We start from the raw sequence: 21,445 nt of genomic DNA, 5'->3' as shown, positions 1-21,445 counted from the left end.
CCCACGGGTACGGGTACTCCGGTCCGGTCGGCGCGGCCGGGTCGAGGACGGTGGGGCAGCGGGCCCAGCCGACCGCTTCGGCCCCGTAGGGGTGGCCATCGAGCGTGAACCCCGGTACGGGGGAACGGTTTGGTTTGGCGCTCGATCCTCAATACGATCCGGCGATGATCACAAGAAAATGGGTGGCGGCCGGGGCCTGCGGCCTGTTGGCCACTCTGGCGGTCGGGCTCTTCCCGGCGAATGCCGTCGCCGGCGAACCGGTGGCGAAGGAGTCCCCCAAGGTCGAACTCGTCCTGGACGTCAGCGGATCGATGCGGGCGACCGACATCGACGGCAAGTCCCGGATGGTCGCGGCGAAGCAGGCCTTCAACGAGGTACTGGACGCCACACCGGACGAGGTGCAGCTCGGGATACGCACCCTCGGGGCCACCTATCCCGGCGAGGACCGGCAGCTCGGCTGCAAGGACACCAAGCAGCTCTACCCGGTCGGCAAGCTCGACCGGACCGAGGCGAAGGCCGCGGTGGCCACCCTGGCCCCCACCGGCTGGACCCCCATCGGGCCGGCCCTGCTGGGCGCGGCCGAGGACCTCAAGGGGGGCGACGCCACCCGGCGGATCGTGCTCATCACGGACGGCGAGGACACCTGCGCCCCGCTCGACCCGTGCGAGGTCGCGCGGGACATCGCGGCCAAAGGCATCCACCTCGTCATCGACACGCTCGGGCTCGTCCCGGACGCCAAGACGCGCAACCAGCTGATCTGCATCGCCGAGGCCACCGGTGGCACCTACACCTCGGTGCAGCACACCGCCGAACTCTCCGGTCGTGTGAAGCAGTTGGTGGACCGGGCGGCCACCCCGGTCGTCACCCCGGTGGCGACCGAGGGCGCCAAGCAGTGTGCGGGTGCACCGCAGCTGGGGGCGGGCCTGTACACCGACCGCGAGACGTTCGGCGAGCACCGCTGGTACCGGGTCGACGTCAAGCCCGGCCAGGAACTGCGCGCTTCGGTGAGCATCGCCGCCGACCGCGCGGTCAACAACGACTACGGCGTCGTGCTGCGGGCGACGACCGTGCACGGACGGGAGATCGTCCGCGGTTCGGAAGCGGGCGACGGACGCACCGACGTGATCTCGACCGGCCTGCGCTACCCGAAGGCCGAACTGGGCGACGCCGACACGGACGGGGACGGCAAGCCGGTCGCGGAGACCGTCTGCCTCCAGGTCAGCAGCTCCTTCTCGGCGCCCGCCTCGGTCAAGACGGACCCGGGCCTGCCCGTCGAGCTCACGATCGACCTGGTCGACGGGCCCGACGACGCCTCGGACGTGGCGGCGTTCGGTCTCGGCCGCGGCTGGTGGCTGCTCGGCGTGCTGGTGCTCGCCGGACTCGTCGCCGGCCTGCTGTGGGGCTGGATCTCCCGCTGGCGTATCTCGGTCTGGAGGACGAACTGATGCGTACCGTACGCATACTGACCGCCGCTGCCCTCACCGTCGGCGGCGCACTCGGCGCGGCCGGCGCGGCCTCGGCGGACACCCCGTCGGCGAGCGCGAGCGCGAGCCCGGGCGGCAAGGCGTCCGGACCGACCGAGGCGGGTACGGCCTTCCGCACCGCCACGGCGGTCCAGCCGGGCCAGCGCGCCACGGCCGACGCGTCCACCGGCGACTACCTCTACTGGGTGGTCCCGCTGGACTCGGGTGAGCGGGCCACGGTCAAGGCCTCGGTGAAGCTGCCACCGGCGGCGAACCGGCACGGCGCCTCAACCTGGCAGCTCGACGTCTACGACGGGCTGCGCCGCCGCCAGCCGTGCATGTACGGCAAGCAGACGGCAGCGGCGGCCAAGGAAGCAGCCTCGGTCGAGCTGTCCTGCACCCTGCGCACCGTCCGCCCGGGGGCGGAACCCTGGGCCAACGACCCGCTGCCCGGCAGCTACTACGTACGGCTGACGGTCGTCGGCGTGGCGGAGGAGGACCTCGGCCTCCCGGTACGGGCCGAGGTCGAGGCCACCACCAAGGACACGGGCGGCGCCTTCGCCGTGGACGGCGCGCTCGCGGCGCCGCTCGTACCCGGGATCGGCAAGACCGTGCAGACGGGCTCAGGGAGTTCGGCGAAGCAGCAGCCGGCGGCAGTCGGCGCGCCGGCCGACGGCTGGTCCGGCGGCCGGTGGTCCGACCGCTGGATCTGGACCGCGGCGGGCGGACTGCTCGGCGCCCTCGCCGGCATCTTCGGGTACTCGCTCACCCGTGGAACGGGCCGCCCCTCACGGGTACCCCCCGGCGCCTGACACCGGACCGGCGGCCACGCCCCCGGCGTGGCCGCCCCCAGGCGAAGGCCCGAAGGCCCGAAGTTCCGAAGGCCCGGCAGACGCGGCCGAAGCCGCCGTCGAGGGCGGCCCGGCCGCGTGGTGGGGTGCGCCTCAGTAGCCCGCCTCGGCACGACCCGCGGCCGTCGATATGTCCAGCCGGCCGGGGGCCGCGGGATCGTGCATCCCGGGTGCGACCTCGCAGTGACCGGAACCCGCACGGGCCGTGACCTGGAACCTGGTCGCGGTGGGCACGGTCAGCCGGAGCCGGCCCGTACCCGCCCGGGCGGTGACCCGCTGCGGCGGAGCCGCGAAGCGGGCCACGGCGGCGCCCGCCCCGGCCCGGATGTCGGCCTGTGGCGAGGTGAGTCCCGAGGCGTCGAGCGAGCCCGAGCCGACGCTCGCCCGCAGGGGTCCGCTCAGCGCGCTCAGCCGCAGCTGCCCCGCCCCGACCTCCGCGTCGACGGCCGCGCCCAGCCCGCTTATGTCCACGGTTCCCGATCCTGCGGTCACCTTCACCGGGATGCCGGCGGGCACGGTGACGCCCAGGTCGACGGAACAGCCGACGCTGGATTTCATGACGCCTCCGGCCGCCGGGCAGCGAGGCGTCAGCCGCAGGGTGTCACCGAGCCAGCTCTCCTCGATCTCCGGCCGGGTCAGCGACCAGCGCATGTCGGCCCGGTAGGCCACCTGGCGGTCGGAACGGGGACTGATGCGCACGTCGGCGCTGCCGGCGTCGATCTCCAGGGCGGCCACCGACCGTTCACCGCTGCCCCCGTTCAGCGTCCCGCTCTGGGTGGACCGGTACGACCAGACCTGTCGGGCGACCGGGGCGACGACGAGCACGGCGCTGAGGATCGCGACCACGATCCACGCCGTGCGCTGCGGCGAGCGGGGCGGCGCGCCGCCCCCGCTCACGACGTGCCGTCCAGGAAGCGCAGGACCGCCAGGACCCGCCGGTGGTCTCCGTCGGCCTGCGGCAGGTCGAGCTTGGCAAGGATGTTGTTGATGTGCTTGGCGACCGCGCTTTCGCTGATGACCAAATGGGCCGCGATGCCGGCGTTGGAACGACCCTCGGCCATCAGGGCGAGGACCTCCCGCTCGCGCGGGGTGAGTCGTTCCAGGGGATCGATGCCGCCGCGGCGCAGCAGCAGCTGCGAGACGACCTGCGGGTCGAGGGCGGTGCCGCCGGCCGCGACCCGCTTGAGGGCGTCGATGAACTCCTCTACGTCGGCGACCCGTTGCTTGAGCAGGTATCCGATGCCCCCGGTCCGGCTGGCCAGCAGATCGGCGGCGTAGCGTTCCTCGACGTACTGCGAGAGCAGGAGGACCGAGGTCGTGGGCCACTGTTGACGGATCATCAGGGCGGCGCGCACGCCCTCGTCGGTGAATCCGGGCGGCATGCGCACGTCGACCAGCGCCAGGTCGGGCTCGTGTTCGGCGACGGCGGCGAGCAGGGTCTCGGCGTCCCCCGCTTCGGCGGCCACCTCGAAGCCGGCCATGTCGAGGACCTTGACCAGCCCTATTCGCAGCAGCACCGAATCCTCGGCGATCACAGCCCGCACGGCAGCTCCACAGTCACGACGGTCGGGCCCCCGAGGGGGCTGTTGATCAGGATGGTTCCGTCGACCGACCCTACGCGTTTGCGCAGGCCCACGAGTCCGGTGCCCCGGGCCGGGTCCGCGCCGCCCACCCCGTCGTCGGTGACGGTGATGCGCAGCAGGTCGGCGTCGCGGCGGGCGTCCACGCGGCAGCGGGAGGCGCGGGCGTGTTTGGCGACGTTGGCGAGGGCTTCGGAGACGACGAAATAGGCGACGGCCTCCACGGTGGGGTCCGGGCGCCGCGCCAGTTCCACGGTCAGTTCGACGGGCAGGGGCGCGCGTGCCGCGATCCCGGAGAGGGCCGCGTCGAGCCCCCGGTCCTCCAGTACCGCCGGATGCAGTCCCCGTACCAGGTTGTTGAGTTCCTCGATGGCCTCCTTGGCCTCGCGGTGGGCCTCGTCGATCACGGCCTTCGCCTCGGGCGGCAGGTCGGTGAGCGTGGCGCGGGCGATGCCGAGGTTCATGGCGAGGGCGACCAGCCGTTGCTGGGCGCCGTCGTGCAGGTCCCGTTCGATGCGCCGACGTTCGAGGTCGGCGGCGTCGAGCACGCCGGCCCGGCTCTCCGCGAGGTCCTCGACGCGGCGTGCCAACTCCTTGGCCCGGTTGGGTCCGAGCAGAGCGACCGCGGCGACGGCGTCGAGCCGGGCCAGGGCTGCGGTGAGCCAGGGTGCGGCCAGCAGCAGCAGGCAGCCCAACACGGTGGCCGCGTCGAAGTCCTGGGTCCAACCCGCCTCGCGGTCCCCGACGGGCAGCAGCCACGCCCAGGCGTAGACGGTGGCCCCGGTGACCCCGCCGGCCCAGGCGAGGACGATCAGTACCCCGCCGATGCCGGCCAACGGACTGACCAGCAGGTGGTACCCGTACTGCCGCCAGGTCGACTCGGAGCGGATCCGTTCGAGCAACCCGCGCGGAACGAGCGGCCGGTGCTGGTACCCGACGGCCGGTATGTCCATCCCCAGCAGCTCCCGGAACCGGCTGCGTTGGAGGAGGGTGAGCAGTGGTCCCAGGAGCAGCACCGCGAGCAGCACGGCCGGCGTGCGACCCGGCGCCACGACCGCGTACGTGAACCCGGACGCGGCGGGCAGGGCCATGGGGATCGAGGCCACGGTGAACGCCGTGTTGCGCCGGGCCCACGGCGACCAGGGCGCATGGTCGGCGATCCAGGTAGTGGTACGCCTCGAAGCCCCGGAAAGTCCCATACCCGTACGGTAATCGCACTGGTCAGAGCCGTGCCATCACCCTGGTGCCCGCTCGGAGGTGTAGCTAGTGCCACCGCCGGTTCGGACGGTGCCGCTACTGATTCCGGTCCGCCGTGCGACCAGAGTGGTCGCCGGACCCGGGGGACGGACCGCCGGGCCGGAAGGAGCACCACCGCCATGACGCTCGTCGCCCCGCGCTTCCACGCCGGCCGCACGCCCCGGCCGGCCGCCGCCCTGCTCATCGGCGCGGGAGCGGCTCTGCTCCCCTGGATGGTGGTGCTGGCGAAGACGCTGCCGCACACCGCCGAGGTGTCCAACTGGTCCACCGCGTGGATCGGGTTGGACGCCGTGCTGGCCACCGGCCTCGGCGGTACGGGGCTCCTGTTGAGGCGGCACGATCCACGCGCCGCGCCGCTGGCCGCCGCGACGGCAGCGCTCCTGGTGATGGACGCCTGGTTCGACGTGACGACCGCGGCTCCCGGCAGCGCCCGGGCGACGGCCACGGCGCTCGCGGTGTGTGCGGAACTGCCCCTCGCCGCGCTCTGCACCGCCGTGGCGGTCCGTCGGCCGGGCAACGGCCGGAGCGGCCCGGGGCGCTACGCATAGTGCTGTGGCCGGAAGGGTTCACCGGCCACAGCACTAGACCGGGTGGCCGTCGGCGTCGGTGGGTTCCTTCTGCGTCGAGAACTTGGAGATGAACACGTCGAACAGTCCGTCCTCGCGCCGCGTCAGCGTGGCCCCGTCCTGCCAGGTGCCATTGTCCGGCCACCACTGACTGCCGTACGGATCCCCCTGGTTCTGGTGGATGTTGTGCATGCCGAGCCCTTCGTCGAAGGGCTCCCCGAACACCAGGACCGGCCGCCCGGGGACCAGGATCGGCTCCAGGGCCTGAGAGGCCTCCAGGTAGGAGCCCGAGATCCAGGGACGGGGCGGATTCAACCGGTCCAGGATGCGCTGGACCCACTGCGGCGGGTGGCCGCCGAGGAGGCAGCCGGGGCGATCCGCGAGCGCCGGATGCCGGAGGTAGTCGATCGCGCCCGACCCGGAGGTGCGGGCGAGGTCATGGTACCCGGGCGACGGCGACGCGACCGGGTCCAGCACGGAGGCGTACAGGGTGAACACCTTCCACTGAACGCCGACGGTGGATTGCTTGCTGTCCACGTCGACGGCGCACGCGTAGCGACCCGCGGGCGTGTCGACCTCCAGATGGACGTGGAACCAGCGGCCCTGGTCGTCGGGCTGGTCGCGGAAGTGGCGGTGCAGGGTCCCCGACAGCACCCCGTAGTTTTCGAGCGGCATGCCGTCAGTGAACCACCCGGCCCGGCCGGCCGCGGGCGCCACGGGACGTGTCCCGTGGCTCGTCCCCCGACTGTTCCGCCGCCCATGGTGAACACTTGACGCAACGTTGACTGCTTGTGGAGCGAGCCGCACCGGCACCGTGGCTACGGTCCCTCCCATGCCCCTACCTCCTCCCCTCCCGGTCCTCCCGTACCGCAGACCGACCCGCGGACGCGACTACTGGGTACTGGACGACGTACTGCCCGATCCGGACGCCGTGCGGGAGCGCTGCCTGGCCAAGGACGACTGGACCGAGGGCTATCCGCACAAGCCCGAGAGTTGGCCCGGGCTGCGCGCCATGCCGGGTCTGGAACCCGACGAACTGGCCCTGGTGGAACGGCTCGTACGCAAGACCACCGGAGCCCAGAAGATCTGGGCCGAGCGCCCCGCGGGCGGCGGTACGTTCAACCACAACTGCGTCCAGGTCGTGGGCGAGGGCGAATGCGAGCCGCGTCCGCACACCGATTCGCGGAGCCTGTGCCGCTACGCCGCCGTGCTCTACCTCAACCCGAAGGTGCCCAAGGACTGCGGGACCAGCTTCTACCGCCAGAGCCTGCCCGGCGGCTCGCTGGGCGGCAACCAGGTGATCGCGCCGCACAACAACCTGGTCGATGCGCTGGGCACCCGCTTCGTGTCCCCCGACTCCTTCGAGGAGGACGTACGGGTCCCCCACCGCGCCAACCGGCTGCTGCTCTACTCCGCCAACCTGATCCACAGCGCCACCGGGTACTGGGGCCGGACCCTGGAGGAGAAGCGGATGACGGCCGTCTTCTTCTGGAAGGCCTGACCTGCCGGCCCGCCCCTCGGGGTGCGGGCCGGCGACCTTCGACGGTTCCCTCGGGACGCGGGCCGGTGATCCGGCCGGCCCGCGAGGTGTGACGGAAGTCTGACGGATGGGCGCCGGACCTGGTGTCCGGACCCCGGCGGTGGTCGAATCGGCGCGTGAGCCAAGCACCTACAGCACCACACACGGACCCCGACCGGCAGGGCGCGCCGATCGGCCGCCGACTGGTCCTCGGGATGGTCGGCCTCGGCGCCGTCGGGGTGGTCGCCGCTCCCCATCTCCAGGGCGGCATCGAAGCGGTCCTCGGCGCCACCGCGGACCGGGACCCCACCGGCCTCACCCAGCTGCTGCCGAACGCCGGGGGGTTCCGCTACTACTCGGTGGCCCCGTCCGTTCCCGAACGGGGTCCGGAGAACTACCGGCTCACCGTCGACGGCCTGGTCGAGCGCCCGGTCACGTACACCCTCGACGCGCTGCAACGGCTCCCGCAGACCCGGGTGGTGCGCGACGTCCAGTGCGTCACCGGCTGGCGGGTGCCGGAGACTCCCTTCGAGGGGGTGCCGCTGTGGCGGCTGCTGGACGCGGCCGGGGTGCTCCCGGAAGCACGGGCGATCCGGTTCAACTGCTTCGACGGCTCGTACACCGAGAGCCTCACCCTGCCGCAGGCCCGCCGGGACGACGTCGTGGTGGCGCTGCGGATGCAGGACAGGCCGCTGAACCATTCGCACGGCGGACCGGCCCGGCTGTACGTGGCCCCCATGTACTTCTACAAGTCGGCGAAGTGGCTGTCCGGCATCACGCTCACCCGTGACGTCGAACCCGGCTACTGGGAGCGGGTCGGATACGACGTCGATGCCTGGGTCGGCAGGTCGAACGGACGCGACGATGCCCCGACCGTCTGACCCCGCCGGGCGGGTCCCGCGGTTCAGCCGCACCGAGCGCCACGTCCACCGGGCCACCGCGGTGCTGATGGGCCTGTGCGTCTCGTCCGCGGCCTGCCTGTACCTGCCGCCGCTCGCCGAACTGGTGGGCCGCCGGCACCTCGTCGTCACCGCGCACACCTGGTCGGGCCTGTTGCTGGCCGTGCCGCTCCTGCTGGGCCTGGTCTCGCGGGCGCTGCGCGCCGACCTGGTCAGGCTGGGTCGCTTCGGACCCCACGACCGGGTCTGGCTGCGGTCCGCGCTGCGCCGGGACCCCACGGGCGGGCGGCCGGCCGGAAAGTTCAACGCCGGGCAGAAGGTGTACGCGGGCTGGCTGGCCGGGGCGGTCCTCGTGATGCTGGGCACCGGTCTGCTGATGTGGTTGACCGGCCTCGCGCCGCTGGTGTGGCGCACGGCCGCGACCTTCGTCCACGACTGGCTGGCGCTCGCCGTCGCCGTGGTGCTCGCCGGCCACGTCGGCAAGGCCCTCGGCGATCCGGAGGCCCGGCGCGGCATGCGCACCGGTTCCGTCGCGCAGGAGTGGGCCGAGCGCGAGCACCCGCTGTGGCGGGCCGACCGCTGATCCGTGGGGCCGCCCTGCTGCCCCACCGACCGGCCCGGCCTCAGCCGCCGTTGCGGACCTCGACGATGCCGTTGAAGGAGTCGCCGTAGGCGGTGCCTTCGGGTCCGAGGGTTCTCGACGACGATCGGGGACCACGGCGCAGTTCGGCGCTCTTCGGAACATCCGGTCTTCCTCCTTTCTCTTCGACCCTGTTGACCGTGCGTGGGACGTCGCGCCGCCGACAGACGCCAGTGCTGCCCGAGGAGTCCATGGAAGGACCGGATGGTTCACGAAGACGCAACGGTCGGTCACCTCCGAAGGCCCTACGGCCGCAGTGCGGAGACCACTTGGGCCGTGGCCGACAGGCCGTCGTGGATGGTTGCCGCCATGCTGCTGCTCGCCAGGTAGAAGCCGAGCAGCACGCAAACGAGGGCGTGGGAGAACTTGAGGCCGCCGCTGCGCATGAAGATCCAGGCGAGGATGAGGAGCAGCACGACCAGGGAGAGTGAAATCACCATCGAAGCCTCCTTAGGCGCGCCATCGTGGCGCAGGAGGGGGTGCCTTCGGGCGAAACACGTGTCCGCCGTACGGGTGTTGACCGTCCGTGACGGGTGATCAGTGCTTGACGACGGCGTCCGATCCGTTCGTACGGTCGTGCCGCGGGCGAGCGGCACGGTGGCCGGGTGAATGGCGAGGAGGCCGGTCCCGGTGTCGATGCGGTACTCCTTCAACGCTCCCACCAGGGCGGGTGTGGAGGCGGGCGGCTTCGCGGTCGTCTCGTCGCGGACCGGCCTGCGTGAACGCAGCACCGGGGCGGGAGCCCAACAGTCGGGCTGCAGCGGGGCGTCGTCCGACGCCCGGGTTGGCCGGGTGAGCGGATCCGGGCCGGGTCCGACACGCCGGGTCCGATCGGCGACCGTCCGGCCACTTCCACACGCAGGGGTCTTGCCGGGCCGCCCGCACCCGTGCCATATATGTCTAGACCTTTACGAGGGACGCGCGGAAACCGAAGCCGAGGAGGGCCACGTGCGACGCACCGCCCCCCTGCTCGTCCTCTGCCTGACCGCTGCCGGGCTCGGCGGCTGCACGGAGTCCGACACCACGCCCCCGGCCGTCCCCGCGGGGATCACCGCGCAGGCGGGCAGCGCCACCTCCGTCCACGTCATGTGGCAGGCGCCGGACCCGGCCGACGCAGTGACCAACTACCAGGTCTTCCAGGCGGGCCGGCTGGTGCGGGAACTCCCGGCAGACAGGACGATGGTGGACGTCACCGGCCTCGCACCGCAGACCGCCTACGCCTTCACCGTCCGAGCCCGCGACGCCGCCGGCAACACGTCCGCCCCCAGCGCGTCCGTCGCGGCCACCACCCCGGCCGCCCGGGCCGAGGACCACCGGGCTCCCACCGCCCCCGCCCGCACCACCGGCCGGGCGGACGGGCCACGGGCCGTCACCCTCTCCTGGGCCGCGGCGACTGACGACAACGGGGTGACCGCGTACGACGTCTACCAGGGCGGCATCCGGATCCACACGGTCGGACCCGCCGACACCGGCACCACCGTGACCGGCCTCCAGCCCGACACGGCCTACACCTTCACCGTCCGGGCCCGCGACGGTGCGGACAACTCCTCCCCCGACGGCCCTGCGGTGGACGTGACCACCCCGCCCTCCGCCGGTCAGGGCCCGGACACCGCCCCCTCCGAATTCACCGCAACCGCCTCGCCCGGCTCGGTCACACTGACCTGGACCGCCCCGAACACCGGGCGCCCGACCGGCGAGTACGAACTCCACGTCAACGGTAGGCCCGTCACCGTCATCCAGTTCGGCGCCGGCGCCGTGCCCGCCTCCGGCCGGGCGGAGCACCGGCTCACGGTGACGGAGCCGGCCGGCACGGTATGGACGCTCAAGCTGCGCGCCCGGCTGCCCGACGGCAACTGGGGGGCCTTCTCCGCGGAACGGCGCATCGTACTGGGGGCGTGACAGTACGCGTCGACACTCCCGGTGACGTGACAGCGATCCGAAGGGAACGACACTCCCGGGCAAGAAGATCGCGCACAATACATTCGTGTTCGGTGAGTACGAGTTCAACAGGAAAAGGGCGGATTCCACGGACGGCGAGCCCGATCCTGCCGTCACACCCGTGCCGGGCAACCTGCCGCCGCAGCCCGCGGGCTTCATCGGCCGGGGGGACGAACTCGCCGAGCTGCACGGTCTGATGCGTGAGCGCAGACTGATCACCCTCACCGGGGTGGGCGGCGTCGGCAAGTCCCGGCTCGCGCTGCGGGCAGCCGCCGACCCTGAACAGGCGCGGCCCGACGGTGTCTGGTGGGTGGAGCTCTCTCCGCTGCACGACCCCAGTCTGCTCACTGCGACGGTCGCCCACGCCGTCGGCCTGGCCGGCCACTCCGCCCGCCCGCTTGACGAGGAACTGTGCGCATGGGTGGCCGACAAGGAACTCCTCCTCGTCCTGGACACCTGCGAGCACATGGTGGCCGAGTGCCGCCACCTGGTCGGTGAACTCCTGCAGTCCGCACCCGGTCTGACGGTGCTGATCACCTCCCGGGAACCCCTCGACAGCCCCTGCGAGAACGTCTTCGAGCTCTGCCCGTTGCCCTGCGAGGGACCCGACAGCGACGCCCTTGCACTCTTCCGCGACCGCGCACTGGCCGCGACCCCGCAGGCCGCGGCCATCTTCGCGGACCCCGTACGGGTCAGGCTCGCGGCCGAGGTGTGCCGGCGCCTGGACGGGATCCCGCTCGCCCTGGAACTCGCCGGCGCCCGGCTGCGGCTGTGGTCGCTGGAGCAGATGGCGCAGCGCCTCGGCGCCCGCTTCGACGTGCTGGCCGACACCGGGCTGGTGTTCCAGCCGCGGCACCGGACGATGCGCACCGCGATCGGATGGAGCCACGAGCTGTGCGAACCCGTCGAACGGCTGCTGTGGGCCCGACTGTCGGTCTTCACCGGGGACTTCGACGTCGCCGCCGCCCGGGCGGTCTGCTCGGGCGGCCCGCTGCCCGCGTCCCGGGTGGAGCGGGTGCTCGCGGGGCTCGTCGCGAAGTCCGTCGTGCGGCGCACCCAGGAGCGGGGTGCCGGCGCCCGCTACCGGATGCTGGACACGATCCGCGAGTACGGCCAGGACTGGCTGATCGAGCTCGACGAGCGCCGTACGGTGGCCGACCGGCACGCCCACTGGTACGCGGCGCTCTCCCAGGCCGCCGATCGGGGTTGGCTGGGTCCGGGCCAGGTGGACTGGTACCGCAGGATGACCGCCGAGCACGCGCAACTGCGCACGGCCCTGGAGCACCTCCTGGGGACCGACCCGGCGACCGCGCTCGACATGGCCGGGACCCTATGGTTCTTCTGGTTCTCGTGCGGCCACGTGCACGAGGGCCGGAACTTCCTGGAACGGGCACTCCTCACGGCCGACGCGCGCACGGGGGCCGCGTACGCGCAGGCCGTGTGGGCCCTCGGACTGACCGCCATGCTCCAGGGCGACATGGACACGGCCCGGAAGCTGGGCGAGGAGTGCACCCGCGCCGCGGACCGGCTGGCGGATCCGGAGCCGGAACTGCGCGCCGCCTACCTGCATGCGGTGTCGGTGCTGATGCCCGGGGACCCGATACGGGCGCTCGCCCTGGCGGGCCCGCGGGCACGGGCCGGCCACGGCGGCCGGACCAGCGGGCCGGGCTGGCTCCTGTGCCGGCTGGCCACCGGCTACGCCCTGTGCGACCTGGAGCGCTTCGAGGAGGCCGCCGAGGAGGCGCGGGGGCTGCGCGAGGCGTGCACGGAGCTGGGCGAGCGGTGGCTGCGGGCGTACGCGGACTACGTACTGGCCGTTGCGGCGCTCGGGCTCGGCCACCACGGGGAGGCGGCGCGGCACGTACGGGCGATGCTCTCCGGCAAGCGGCTGCTCGGCGACCGCTTCGGCATCGCACTCGGCCTGGACCTGCTCGCGGCGGCAGTGGCGGCGCTGGGCGACGGGGAACTGGCGGCGCGCCTGCTGGGCACCGGGCACGCCTGGTGGCGCACGGTGGGCCGGCCGCAGATGGGATCGCCCTCGCTGACGGCCCTGCGGGACCAGGGCGAACGACAGGCCCGCGCGGCGATCGGCGACGAGGCATACGAGAGCGCCTTCCAGGGCGGCGCGGCGGCGTCCACCGGCTGAACCCCAGCCGGTGGACCGCACGAGGTCGGGGCTCCCGTCAGTACGGGAGGGGTCTGCCCGACGGGGTGCGCAGGTCCAGGTCTCGGGGTGCGGGCTTGGGAACGGGCTTGCGGATCAGCTGCTGGCGCATGCGGCCTCCTCGCTCAGACCAGGGCCGGGCGGCGGGGTTCCACCGCGCGGCCGTCGGGGAGCAGCTCACCGGTATCGTCGAAGATCACCAAGCCGTTGCAGAGCAGACTCCAACCCTGTTCGGGATGGAAGGCCACGGTACGAGCGGCGTCGTGATCGGCGCTGTCGGCGGACGGGCAGGGGGGCTGGTGTGAGCACATGGCGCACCTCCTCGCAAAGTGGGGCGGGAGGGCCGGTGGTCACCCGGTCGAATCCGCGATCCACGGTGGCGGTGAGTATTGCTGATCGCCGCCCCCGGACGGAACCCATATTCGGGGTCCAGTTCAGGGTGTGTATGCCCGATTACGATGCGCTCATGCCCGGTATCCGGATCGTTCGCCAAACGCCCCTGCCCCCTTCCGAGGCGTGGCTGCGACTGACGGACTGGGAACGCCATGGCGCCCTGGTCCCGCTCACCCGAACGACCGTCGGGACGGCGCCGCCCACGGACGTCGGAACGATCTTCACGGCGCGTACGGGCGTGGGCAGGATCACGTTCGACGATCCGATGGAAGTCGCGGTCTGGCGACCGCCTTCGGTGGCATCGGCAGGGCTGGTCCGGCTGGTCAAACGGGGTCGCGTGATCACGGGTTGGGCGGAGATCGAGGTCCGCCCCGGGCCCGCCGGCGGATCGGTGGTGCAGTGGCACGAGGAGGTGCGCGTCCGCGGCTTGGGGCGGCCTTTCGATCCCCTGGTCGCCACTGCGGCCCGGTGGGTCTTCGGTCGCGCCCTCGCCCGACTGCTGCGCCCCTGAGGGGCCCGGCCCCTCCCGGGCCGCGGCGGGACCGCCAGGGGGGTGCCCCTCTACGTGTCCCCCGCCTCCGTCACTTCTCCGGTGGGCCTCGACCGGAACCCGGCTTCCGGGGGCGCAGGCAAGGGCCCCCGGACACCGGGCAGGGTGCCGGGGGCGCCGTCACGGCCCCGCGCTATCGGATCGGCAACTGCGAGATCGTACGGGCGATCACGAGCCGCTGGATCTCGCTGGTGCCCTCGAAGATGGTGTAGATCGCGCTGTCGCGGTGCATGCGCTCCACGGGGTACTCGCGGGTGTAGCCGTTGCCACCGAGGATCTGGACCGCCTGGGCGGTGACCTGCTTCGACATCTCGCTCGCGAACAGCTTCGACATCGAGCCCTCCGCCGAGGTGAAGGGTTTGCCCGCGACCGCCATCCAAGAGGCCCGCCACACCAGCAGGCGGGCCGCGTCGATCTGCGTCCGCATGTCGGCGAGCTGGAAGGCCACGCCCTGGTTGTCGATGATCGGGCGACCGAACTGCGTACGGGTCTTGGCGTAGTCGAGGGCGACCTCGTACGCCGCGCGCGCGGTCCCGACGGCCATGGCACCGACCGCCGGGCGGGAGGCCTCGAAGGTGGCCATGGCCGCGTTCTTCACGCGCTCGCCGCCACCGGCCCCAGCGCGCTCACGGGCCCGCGCGAGCCGCTCGTCCAGCTTCTCCTTGCCGCCCAACAGGCAGGAGCCGGGCACGCGTACGTCCTCCAGGACCACCTCGGCCGTGTGCGAGGCGCGGATGCCGTGCTTCTTGAACTTCTGCCCCTGGGACAGGCCGGGGGTGTTCGGCGGCACGATGAAGGAGGCGTGGCCCCTGGTGCCGAGGTCCGGATCGACGACGGCGACGACGATGTGGACGTTGGCGATGCCGCCGTTGGTCGCCCAGGTCTTGGTGCCGTTGAGCACCCATTCGTCCTTGGCCTGGTCGTAGACCGCCCGGGTACGCATCGAGCCGACGTCGGAGCCGGCGTCCGGCTCCGAGGAGCAGAAGGCGGCCACCTTCACGTCGTCGGGGGTGCCGTACATCTGCGGGATCCAGGTCCCGATCTGCTCCTCGGTGCCGTTGGCCACGACGCCGATGGCAGCGAGCCCGGTGCCCACGATCGACAGGGCGATCCCCGCGTCGCCCCAGAACAGTTCCTCCATGGCCATCGGGATGCCGAGGCCGGTCGGGTCGAAGAACTGCTGGGCGTAGAAGTCGAGCGAGTAGATGCCGACCTTCGCGGCCTCCTGGATGACGGGCCACGGAGTCTCTTCGCGCTCGTCCCATTCCGCGGCCGCGGGCCGGATCACATCGGCCGCGAAGCCGTGGATCCAGTCCCGCACCTGCTTCTGGTCGTCATTGAGCTCCATGGTGAACTCCGCCATGTCCCCTCCACCTGTGCATCCCACCAGTGCGTTACTAGCGGTAACCCTTACGGTGGCCACAGTCTGTTACCGGCGAGTAAGCACTGTCAAGCGCACTCGTCCATGGCGCAGCCGATTCCTTCGTAGGGGTGTGCGGGGTGTTACGTTGCGTGGGCGACACGCACCATCGCAAGGGCGGGGAGAGAAACACGTCATGGAGACCACTCAGCAGGCCGGCGAACCGGGAGCGGCCGAGCGCCGCAGGCGGGAGCTGCTCGAAGCTGCCGACCGGGTCGTCCTCCGGGACGGCCCCAAAGCATCCATGAATGCCATCGCGGCCGAGGCCGGCATCACCAAGCCGATCCTCTACCGCCACTTCGGCGACAAGGCAGGGCTGTACCAGGCGCTCGCCGTCCGGCACACCGACGCCCTGCTCGACTCGCTGCGGGCCGCGCTCGATGCCCCGGCGGAACGCCGGCGCCGGGTCGAGTCCACCCTCGACACCTATCTCGCGGCCATCGAGGCCCGCCCTCAGGTGTACCGGTTCCTGATGCACCCGGCCGAGGACTCGCACACCACCGAGCGCGGCTTCGACGTGGGCCTGCACTCGGCCCCGTTGCTGCGCCGACTCGGCGAGGAGCTGGCCGAAGTGATCGGCGAGCGCGTGGACCTCGGCCCGGGCGGGGAGCGCCTGGCCCGCATCTGGGGTCACGGGATCGTCGGCATGATGCACGCCGCGGGCGACTGGTGGCTCGGCGAACGCCCGTGCGAACGCGCGGAGTTGGTCACCGGTCTCACCGACCTGCTGTGGGGCCGCCTGGCCACGGCCGGCAACCGCGTGGACGGCCCGGGCTTCTAGCCCGGTCGCGAGCCCTCCCGGGCGCGGCTCCCCGCCGCGCACCGGAACCCGCCCGCCACCACGGCGCCTTCGGGCCCGCGCACGAGCGACGGTTCAGCCGCGCAGCGCCCCGGCGCCCCACGGCGTCCGGCGGATCGCCCGACGCAGCCGCCGCGCACGCAGCCCGGTGACCCGGTCCGCGTAGACCGTGCCGTCGAGGTGGTCGCACTCGTGCTGGAGGCATCGGGCGAAGAACCCCGTGCCCTCGATCCGCACGGGCGCGCCGTCGGAGGTGACGCCTTCGACGACCGCGCGGTCGTGGCGGACCGTGCCCGCCTCCAGACCGGGCAGCGACAGACAGCCCTCGGGGCCGAGGAACTCGTCCCCGTCGGCCGCCACCAGACGCGGGTTGACGACGTGCCCGACATGGCGCACGTCCTCGTCGTCGGGGCAGTCGTAGACGAACACCCGTTGCCCGACGCCGATCTGGTTCGCGGCGAGGCCCACGCCGTCAGCGGCGTACATCGTCGCGAACATGTCCTCGATCAACCGGTCGAGGGCCGGGCCGAATGCGGTGACCTCCGTGCAGGCCGAGTGGAGCACCGGATCGCCCAGCAGGCTCATGGTGCGGACGAGGCCGGTGGTACCGGGAATGGGGCGCTGTCGCATGGCCGTAAGGGTACGACGGGCGAATATATGAGGAGATCTGCGGCGGCCCTGGGGCGCCGCGGTCAAGGCCCCGGCCGGTACTGGATAGGCTGGGGCCGACCGACGCAAGGAGGACAAGGGACGATGGCAGGCAACACAGAGCCGCTTTCGCCGCGGGCCAAGCTGGCCGTGACGGCGGGCAAGGCCGCGGCGGCGGTGTCGCGGGCCGCGGGACGCGGAAGCGGATCGGTGATCGGTGGCAAGGTCGCACTCAAACTCGACCCCGATCTTCTCGGAGCGCTCGCGCAACATCTCGACGTCGTCCTCGTCTCCGCGACGAACGGCAAGACCACGACGACCCGGCTGATCGCCGAGGCCCTGCGGGCCAGCGGCCCGGTCGTCTCCAACGCCCTCGGCGCGAACATGCCCGCGGGCATCACCTCCGCCCTCGCGGGCGGCTCCGACGCCAAGTACGGCGTCATCGAGGTGGACGAGAAGTACCTCGCCGGAGTGGCCCGGGACGTCACCCCCAAGGTGATCGCCCTGCTCAACCTCTCCCGCGACCAGCTGGACCGCGCCGCCGAGACCCGCATGCTCGCGGAGAAGTGGCGCGAGGGCCTCTCCGGATCCAAGGCCGTCATCGTCGCGAACTGCGACGACCCGCTCATCGTGTGGTCGGCGTCCTCGTCGCAGAACGTGGTGTGGGTCGCCGCCGGCCAGGAGTGGAAGGACGACGCCTGGTCGTGCCCCTCCTGCGGTGGCGTGATGCAGCGCCCCGGCGACGACTGGTTCTGCGGCGAGTGCGGCTTCCGGCGTCCCACCCCGAGCTGGGTGCTGTCCGGGGACCACGTACTGGACCCGCACGGCAGCGCCTGGCCGATCCACCTGCAGCTGCCCGGCCGCGCCAACAAGGCGAACGCGGCCACCTCGGCCGCCGTGGCCGCCGTCTTCGGCGTGCCGCCGCAGGTCGCGCTGGAGCGGATGTACCAGGTGCAGGCCGTCGCCGGCCGGTACGACGTGGTCAGCTTCCAGGGCCGCGAGCTGCGCCTGCTGCTCGCGAAGAACCCGGCGGGCTGGCTCGAAACGTTTTCGCTGATCGACCCGCCGCCCACTCCGGTGATCCTTTCGGTCAACGCGCGCGGCGCCGACGGCACGGACACCTCCTGGCTGTGGGACGTGGACTACCCGCGCCTGGCCGGCCACCCGATCTTCGTGATCGGCGACCGCAAGCTGGACCTGGCGGTCCGCCTCGAGGTCGCGGGCCTGGACTTCCGAGTGTGCGAGACCCTCGACGAGGCCGTGCAGCTGGCGCCGCCCGGGCAGATCGAACTGATCGCCAACTACACCGCCTTCCAGGACGTGCGCCGCCGCGTCGGCAACTAGAACCCTCAAGGACAACAGCATGAGCGACAACAGCCTGCGTCTGGTGTGGGTCTACCCGGACCTGCTGAGCACGTACGGAGACCAGGGCAACGCCCTCGTGGTGGAGCGCCGGGCGCGCCAGCGCGGCCTGGACGTGCAGCGCGTGGACGTGCGCAGCGACCAACCCATCCCCACCTCGGGCGACATCTACCTGATCGGCGGCGGTGAGGACCGGCCCCAGCGGCTCGCCGCGGAGCGTCTGGTGCGCGACGGCGGTCTGGAGCGGGCCGTCTCGAACGGGGCGATCGTCTTCTCCGTCTGCGCCGGCTACCAGATCCTCGGCAAAGAGTTCGTCAACGACATGGGCGAGCGCCAGGAGGGCCTCGGCCTGCTGGACGTCGTGACCGTGCGCGGCGAGGGCGAGCGGTGCGTCGGCGACGTCCTCGCCGACATCGACCCGCGGCTGGGCCTGCCACAGCTGACGGGCTTCGAGAACCACCAGGGCGTAACCCACCTCGGCCCGACGGCGAGGCCGTTCGCCCGCACCCACCTGGGCCGCGGAAACGGTACGGGAGACGGCACGGAGGGCGCGTACAACGACACGGTCTTCGGCACCTACATGCACGGCCCCGTGATGGCCCGCAACCCGCAGATCGCGGACCTGCTGCTCAAGCTGGCCCTCGATGTGAACGCGCTGCCGCCCATCGACGACCGGTGGTACGAGGCGCTGCGCGCCGAGCGCATCTCGGCGGCCACGCAGCCTGCGTAACGCCCGCGTCAGCCGGCTTTACGCACGTGCAGGGCCCGTGCACGGCCTGCATTCGGCCCGGATTCCCCTCGGGGGGTCCGGGCCGAGGTGCGTTCGCACGACGGATCTGACCAGCATGTGGAGGATGGTTCAGCCGGGCACGGATCCGCTTGTAGGGTGACAGGTAGTTCCAACCGGACGACGTGGTCCGGTCGTCGGCCCACGTTGCAAAGGTTCTTCCTGCCATGCGCATTGGTGTGCTCACTTCCGGAGGCGACTGCCCCGGCCTCAATGCCGTCATCCGCTCCGTCGTCCACCGCGCCGTCGTCGACCACGGAGACGAGGTCATCGGCTTCCACGACGGATGGCGCGGCCTGCTGGAGTGCGACTACCGCAAGCTCGACCTCGACGCCGTGAGCGGCATCCTGGCCCGCGGCGGCACGATCCTGGGCTCCTCCCGCGTCCAGCCCGCGCACCTGCGCGACGGCGTGGAGCGGGCCCGCGGGCACCTCGCCGACCTCGGACTGGACGCCGTCATCCCGATCGGCGGCGAGGGCACGCTGAAGGCCGCGAACCTGCTCGCGCAGGCCGGCCTGCCGATCGTCGGCGTCCCGAAGACGATCGACAACGACATCGCCTCGACCGACGTCACCTTCGGCTTCGACACCGCCGTCGGGGTCGCCACCGAGGCCCTGGACCGACTGAAGACCACCGCCGAGTCCCACCAGCGCGTGATGGTCGTGGAGGTCATGGGCCGCCACACCGGCTGGATCGCCCTGCACTCGGGCATGGCGGCCGGTGCGCACGCCATCGTCGTCCCGGAGCGCCCCTTCGACATCGACGAACTGACGGCGATCGTCGGTGAGCGGTTCTCCGCGGGCAAGCGCTTCGCGATCGTCGTGGTCGCCGAGGGCGCCAAGCCGCGGGCCGGATCGATGGACTTCCAGGAGGGCGGCACCGACCAGTACGGTCACGAGCGCTTCGCCGGCATCGGCAACCTGCTCGCGGTCGAGCTGGAGCGGCGCCTGGGCAAGGAGGCCCGCCCGGTCATCCTCGGCCACGTCCAGCGCGGCGGCACCCCCACCGCGTACGACCGAGTCCTCGCCACCCGCTTCGGCTGGCACGCGGTCGAGGCCGCGCACCGCGGCCAGTTCGGCATGCTGACCGCCCTGCGCGGCACCGAGATCGAGATGGTCCCGCTCGCCGAGGCCGTGCAGACGCTCAAGACGGTCCCGGCGGACCGCTACGACGAGGCGCAGACCGTTCTGTGATGTTTCCCCCCTTGTGACACCGCCCCCGAACGCATGCGCGTCCGGGGGCGGCACTACTGTGGTGGGGCACCACAGGTCAAGGGAGTGGACAGATGGATCACAGCGGTCACGGCATGGACATGAACATGGACCTGCCGCCGTTCACCCTCGGTCGGGGGCTGGAGTTCTCCTTCGACGCCTTCTTCCTCATCGGCTCGCTCGTGGGCCTCGGCCTGTACCTGTGGGGCGTGGTGCGGCTGCGCCAGCGCGGGGACGCCTGGCCGCTGGGCCGGACCGTCGCCTTCACCGTCGGCGTGCTGACCATCGCCCTGGTGATGTGCACCAAGCTGAACGACTACGGCATGGTCATGTTTAGCGTGCACATGGTCCAGCACATGGTGATCAGCATGCTCTCGCCGATCCTGCTGCTCCTGGGCGCGCCGGTGACGTTGGCGCTGCGCGCGCTGCCGCCCGCCGCCCGCGGCCACAAGGGGCCGCGCGAGCTGCTGCTGATGCTGCTGCACAGCCGCTACATGAAGGTGATCACCCACCCGGCGTTCACCATCCCGATGTTCATCGCCAGCCTCTACGCCCTGTACTTCACCCCGATCTTCGACTTCCTGATGGAGAGCAAGGCCGGGCACATCGGCATGATGGTGCACTTCCTCGCCGTCGGCCTGGTCTTCTTCTGGCCGATCATGGGCGTGGACCCGGGCCCGCACCGCCCGGGATACGTGATGCGGATGCTGGAACTCTTCGCCGGCATGCCCTTCCACGCCTTCTTCGGCATCGCCCTGATGATGGCCAGCGAGCCGATGATCAAGACGTATGCGAACCCGCCGGCCTCCCTCGGGATCGAGCCGCTGCTCGACCAGCAGTGGGGCGGCGGTATCGCCTGGGCGTTCAGCGAGATCCCCTCGGTCCTGGTGCTGATCGCGCTGGTCTACCAGTGGTACCACTCCGAGCAGCGGGCGGCGAAGCGCTCCGACCGGGCCGCGGACCGGGACGGCGACCAGGAGCTGGAGGCGTACAACTCCTATCTGGCCTCGCTCCAAGCGCGTGGCCAGTAGCGGAGTACCGCCTTCGCGCGCCACCATGGGGCATGACCGGATCCGTTAAGGCGATGGCCGTCATGACCTTCGCCGCTCTGGTAGCCGTCGCCACGTATTCCGTGGCCCTCGGCAGCAATGGCTGGCTGTGGTTCGGCTGGGTGGTACTGGGGCTGCTGACGGCCGCGATGGCCGCCTCCCGCAACACCTGAATCCACCTGGATCCGCTCGACCGCAGCCCGCGGGCGGTACGGGCCCCGGCGTGCCCGCGGCCGGTCCCGACCGGCACGTCCGCCCCACCCGCCCCTCCGCACGGCAGGCGTTTTGGCCGATAACGGTCGGTGGCTGCGTGAACCCCCACTGGTGCCGTCCGTTCTATCTGGCAGGG

Annotated in this window: 23 protein-coding genes; 15 read left to right on the top strand and 8 right to left on the bottom strand. The window is 71.9% G+C overall.

From position 1 onward, the window contains the following. Window positions 1–164 precede the first annotated feature (164 nt). Window positions 165–1,445: a VWA domain-containing protein gene (locus ABZZ20_RS00630; protein WP_356865224.1), complete on the top strand. Its 1,281-nt coding sequence runs from the start codon at window positions 165–167 to the stop codon at window positions 1,443–1,445. Continuing rightward, window positions 1,445–2,275 (top strand): hypothetical protein, encoded by an 831-nt coding sequence (locus ABZZ20_RS00625; protein WP_356865222.1) that lies wholly within the window; start codon window positions 1,445–1,447, stop codon window positions 2,273–2,275. The genes ABZZ20_RS00630 and ABZZ20_RS00625 overlap by 1 nt, the downstream gene beginning before the upstream one ends. Before the next feature lie 132 nt (window positions 2,276–2,407). Here the strand turns inward: ABZZ20_RS00625 and ABZZ20_RS00620 are convergent, their stop codons facing one another. Genes ABZZ20_RS00620 through ABZZ20_RS00610 form a run of 3 tightly spaced genes read right to left on the bottom strand, consistent with a single transcriptional unit; the run spans window position 2,408 to window position 5,093 of the window. Continuing rightward, a complete protein-coding gene (locus ABZZ20_RS00620; RefSeq protein WP_356865220.1) occupies window positions 2,408–3,211 on the bottom strand; it encodes a hypothetical protein in 804 nt (267 codons plus the stop codon). Further along, window positions 3,208–3,858 (bottom strand): response regulator transcription factor, encoded by a 651-nt coding sequence (locus tag ABZZ20_RS00615; RefSeq protein ID WP_356865218.1) that lies wholly within the window; start codon window positions 3,856–3,858, stop codon window positions 3,208–3,210. The genes ABZZ20_RS00620 and ABZZ20_RS00615 overlap by 4 nt, the downstream gene beginning before the upstream one ends. Continuing rightward, entirely contained in the window at window positions 3,846–5,093 is a 1,248-nt protein-coding gene (locus ABZZ20_RS00610; protein ID WP_356865216.1) for a sensor histidine kinase, read from the bottom strand. Before ABZZ20_RS00610 ends, ABZZ20_RS00615 begins: the two co-directional genes overlap by 13 nt. Window positions 5,094–5,270: 177 nt before the next feature. Here ABZZ20_RS00610 and ABZZ20_RS00605 point away from each other — a divergent pair, with 177 nt between their 5' ends. Beyond that, window positions 5,271–5,699 carry an LPXTG cell wall anchor domain-containing protein gene (locus ABZZ20_RS00605; protein ID WP_356865214.1) on the top strand — a complete coding sequence of 143 codons (429 nt, stop codon included), beginning with the start codon at window positions 5,271–5,273 and terminating at the stop codon, window positions 5,697–5,699. A gap of 33 nt (window positions 5,700–5,732) precedes the next feature. On the opposite strand, the gene ABZZ20_RS00600 is transcribed toward ABZZ20_RS00605, so the two are convergent. After that, a complete protein-coding gene (locus ABZZ20_RS00600) occupies window positions 5,733–6,392 on the bottom strand; it encodes a DUF2278 family protein (RefSeq protein WP_356865212.1) in 660 nt (219 codons plus the stop codon). Window positions 6,393–6,549: 157 nt separating this feature from the next. Here ABZZ20_RS00600 and ABZZ20_RS00595 point away from each other — a divergent pair, with 157 nt between their 5' ends. The 3 genes from ABZZ20_RS00595 to ABZZ20_RS00585 all read left to right on the top strand — a co-directional run bounded on the left by ABZZ20_RS00595 (window position 6,550) and on the right by ABZZ20_RS00585 (window position 8,718). After that, complete coding sequence (locus tag ABZZ20_RS00595; protein ID WP_356865210.1) at window positions 6,550–7,218, top strand: DUF6445 family protein; 669 nt, start codon at window positions 6,550–6,552, stop codon at window positions 7,216–7,218. A gap of 233 nt (window positions 7,219–7,451) precedes the next feature. Then, the gene (locus ABZZ20_RS00590) at window positions 7,452–8,117 is read left to right on the top strand and encodes a molybdopterin-dependent oxidoreductase (RefSeq protein WP_356866095.1); all 666 of its coding nucleotides are present in this window, start codon (window positions 7,452–7,454) and stop codon (window positions 8,115–8,117) included. Then, complete coding sequence (locus ABZZ20_RS00585) at window positions 8,101–8,718, top strand: cytochrome b/b6 domain-containing protein (RefSeq protein WP_356865208.1); 618 nt, start codon at window positions 8,101–8,103, stop codon at window positions 8,716–8,718. Before ABZZ20_RS00590 ends, ABZZ20_RS00585 begins: the two co-directional genes overlap by 17 nt. 302 nt (window positions 8,719–9,020) lie before the next feature. Here ABZZ20_RS00585 and ABZZ20_RS00580 read toward each other — a convergent pair whose 3' ends face one another. Next, the gene (locus ABZZ20_RS00580) at window positions 9,021–9,215 is read right to left on the bottom strand and encodes a hypothetical protein (RefSeq protein ID WP_356865206.1); all 195 of its coding nucleotides are present in this window, start codon (window positions 9,213–9,215) and stop codon (window positions 9,021–9,023) included. A gap of 508 nt (window positions 9,216–9,723) precedes the next feature. Between ABZZ20_RS00580 and ABZZ20_RS00575 the strand changes: the two genes are divergently transcribed. Then, entirely contained in the window at window positions 9,724–10,674 is a 951-nt protein-coding gene (locus ABZZ20_RS00575; protein ID WP_356865204.1) for a fibronectin type III domain-containing protein, read from the top strand. Window positions 10,675–10,759: 85 nt separating this feature from the next. Beyond that, window positions 10,760–12,859, top strand: a complete 2,100-nt coding sequence (locus ABZZ20_RS00570; protein WP_356865202.1) for an NB-ARC domain-containing protein — start codon at window positions 10,760–10,762, stop codon at window positions 12,857–12,859. Between the two features lie 143 nt (window positions 12,860–13,002). Here ABZZ20_RS00570 and ABZZ20_RS00565 read toward each other — a convergent pair whose 3' ends face one another. After that, window positions 13,003–13,188: a DUF5999 family protein gene (locus tag ABZZ20_RS00565; protein ID WP_030300124.1), complete on the bottom strand. Its 186-nt coding sequence runs from the start codon at window positions 13,186–13,188 to the stop codon at window positions 13,003–13,005. Between the two features lie 155 nt (window positions 13,189–13,343). On the opposite strand from ABZZ20_RS00565, the gene ABZZ20_RS00560 reads away from it, so the two are divergent. Then, window positions 13,344–13,781, top strand: coding sequence for an SRPBCC family protein (locus ABZZ20_RS00560; protein WP_356865200.1), 438 nt, complete (start codon window positions 13,344–13,346; stop codon window positions 13,779–13,781). A 172-nt stretch (window positions 13,782–13,953) separates the two neighbouring features. Here the strand turns inward: ABZZ20_RS00560 and ABZZ20_RS00555 are convergent, their stop codons facing one another. Continuing rightward, window positions 13,954–15,183: an acyl-CoA dehydrogenase family protein gene (locus tag ABZZ20_RS00555; protein ID WP_356865198.1), complete on the bottom strand. Its 1,230-nt coding sequence runs from the start codon at window positions 15,181–15,183 to the stop codon at window positions 13,954–13,956. Between the two features lie 193 nt (window positions 15,184–15,376). Here ABZZ20_RS00555 and ABZZ20_RS00550 point away from each other — a divergent pair, with 193 nt between their 5' ends. Then, complete coding sequence (locus tag ABZZ20_RS00550) at window positions 15,377–16,021, top strand: TetR family transcriptional regulator (RefSeq protein ID WP_356865196.1); 645 nt, start codon at window positions 15,377–15,379, stop codon at window positions 16,019–16,021. A gap of 93 nt (window positions 16,022–16,114) precedes the next feature. Here ABZZ20_RS00550 and def read toward each other — a convergent pair whose 3' ends face one another. Next, window positions 16,115–16,669: a peptide deformylase gene (def, locus tag ABZZ20_RS00545; protein WP_356865194.1), complete on the bottom strand. Its 555-nt coding sequence runs from the start codon at window positions 16,667–16,669 to the stop codon at window positions 16,115–16,117. Window positions 16,670–16,792: 123 nt separating this feature from the next. Between def and ABZZ20_RS00540 the strand changes: the two genes are divergently transcribed. The 5 genes from ABZZ20_RS00540 (at window position 16,793) to ABZZ20_RS00520 (ending at window position 21,269) form a co-directional block, all read left to right on the top strand. Next, the gene (locus ABZZ20_RS00540; protein WP_356865192.1) at window positions 16,793–18,031 is read left to right on the top strand and encodes a MurT ligase domain-containing protein; all 1,239 of its coding nucleotides are present in this window, start codon (window positions 16,793–16,795) and stop codon (window positions 18,029–18,031) included. A 19-nt stretch (window positions 18,032–18,050) separates the two neighbouring features. Continuing rightward, window positions 18,051–18,779 (top strand): glutamine amidotransferase, encoded by a 729-nt coding sequence (locus ABZZ20_RS00535; RefSeq protein ID WP_356865190.1) that lies wholly within the window; start codon window positions 18,051–18,053, stop codon window positions 18,777–18,779. A 224-nt stretch (window positions 18,780–19,003) separates the two neighbouring features. Further along, a complete protein-coding gene (locus ABZZ20_RS00530; RefSeq protein ID WP_356865188.1) occupies window positions 19,004–20,029 on the top strand; it encodes a 6-phosphofructokinase in 1,026 nt (341 codons plus the stop codon). Window positions 20,030–20,121: 92 nt separating this feature from the next. Then, window positions 20,122–21,078 (top strand): cytochrome c oxidase assembly protein, encoded by a 957-nt coding sequence (locus ABZZ20_RS00525; protein ID WP_356865186.1) that lies wholly within the window; start codon window positions 20,122–20,124, stop codon window positions 21,076–21,078. A gap of 32 nt (window positions 21,079–21,110) precedes the next feature. Continuing rightward, window positions 21,111–21,269: a hypothetical protein gene (locus ABZZ20_RS00520; RefSeq protein ID WP_356865185.1), complete on the top strand. Its 159-nt coding sequence runs from the start codon at window positions 21,111–21,113 to the stop codon at window positions 21,267–21,269. Window positions 21,270–21,445 lie beyond the last annotated feature (176 nt).

The sequence above is a fragment of the Streptomyces sp. NPDC006430 genome (assembly GCF_040612395.1).
GTDB lineage: Bacteria > Actinomycetota > Actinomycetes > Streptomycetales > Streptomycetaceae > Streptomyces.
Note: the sequence above shows the minus strand (reverse complement) of the source record. Positions and strands in the feature narration are given on the sequence as shown.